Annotated in this window: 5 tRNA genes and 1 rRNA gene; all 6 read left to right on the top strand. The window is 51.6% G+C overall.

Annotated elements, in window-relative coordinates:
• Positions 1–2 precede the first annotated feature (2 nt).
• The 6 genes from rrf to LWH95_RS21455 all read left to right on the top strand — a co-directional run bounded on the left by rrf (position 3) and on the right by LWH95_RS21455 (position 614).
• Positions 3–118 (top strand): 5S ribosomal RNA (gene rrf / locus LWH95_RS21480).
• A 22-nt stretch (positions 119–140) separates the two neighbouring features.
• Positions 141–216 (top strand) — tRNA-Val (locus LWH95_RS21475).
• Positions 217–220: 4 nt separating this feature from the next.
• A tRNA-Thr gene (locus LWH95_RS21470) sits at positions 221–296 on the top strand.
• A 37-nt stretch (positions 297–333) separates the two neighbouring features.
• Positions 334–409: transfer RNA gene (locus tag LWH95_RS21465), tRNA-Lys, on the top strand.
• Between the two features lie 7 nt (positions 410–416).
• Positions 417–499 (top strand) — tRNA-Leu (locus tag LWH95_RS21460).
• 40 nt (positions 500–539) lie between these two features.
• Positions 540–614, top strand: a tRNA-Gly gene (locus LWH95_RS21455).
• The last annotated feature ends 49 nt before the right edge of the window (positions 615–663 follow it).

Here is a 663-nt window from a genome sequence, read left to right as displayed (position 1 = left end):
TGTTTGGTGGCGATAGCGAAGAGGTCACACCCGTTCCCATACCGAACACGGAAGTTAAGCTCTTCAGCGCCGATGGTAGTCGGGGGTTTCCCCCTGTGAGAGTAGGACGCCGCCAAGCAATTGCACGCTAGTGCAATTATGGAGGATTAGCTCAGCTGGGAGAGCATCTGCCTTACAAGCAGAGGGTCGGCGGTTCGAGCCCGTCATCCTCCACCATTTTGCCGGTGTAGCTCAATTGGTAGAGCAACTGACTTGTAATCAGTAGGTTGGGGGTTCAAGTCCTCTTGCCGGCACCACTTTTATATGATATAATACTCAAGTCTCTTGTAAGAAGAGCCATTAGCTCAGTTGGTAGAGCATCTGACTTTTAATCAGAGGGTCGAAGGTTCGAGTCCTTCATGGCTCACCATTTTTACGCGGGTGTGGCGGAATTGGCAGACGCGCTAGACTTAGGATCTAGTGTCTTTATGACGTGGGGGTTCAAGTCCCTTCACCCGCATTATATAGGATAACGGTTATAAAAACTGGACATCCTGTCTGCGGAAGTAGTTCAGTGGTAGAACACCACCTTGCCAAGGTGGGGGTCGCGGGTTCGAATCCCGTCTTCCGCTCCAACTATACCATCCACGCCGGGGTGGTGGAATTGGCAGACACACAGGACTT

The sequence above is a fragment of the Bacillus sp. G16 genome, from assembly GCF_021282335.1.
GTDB classification, from domain to species: Bacteria; Bacillota; Bacilli; order Bacillales; family Bacillaceae; genus Bacillus; species Bacillus inaquosorum.
The sequence above is the reverse complement of the archived record's forward strand: the minus strand, read 5'-3'. Positions and strand labels throughout refer to the sequence as shown.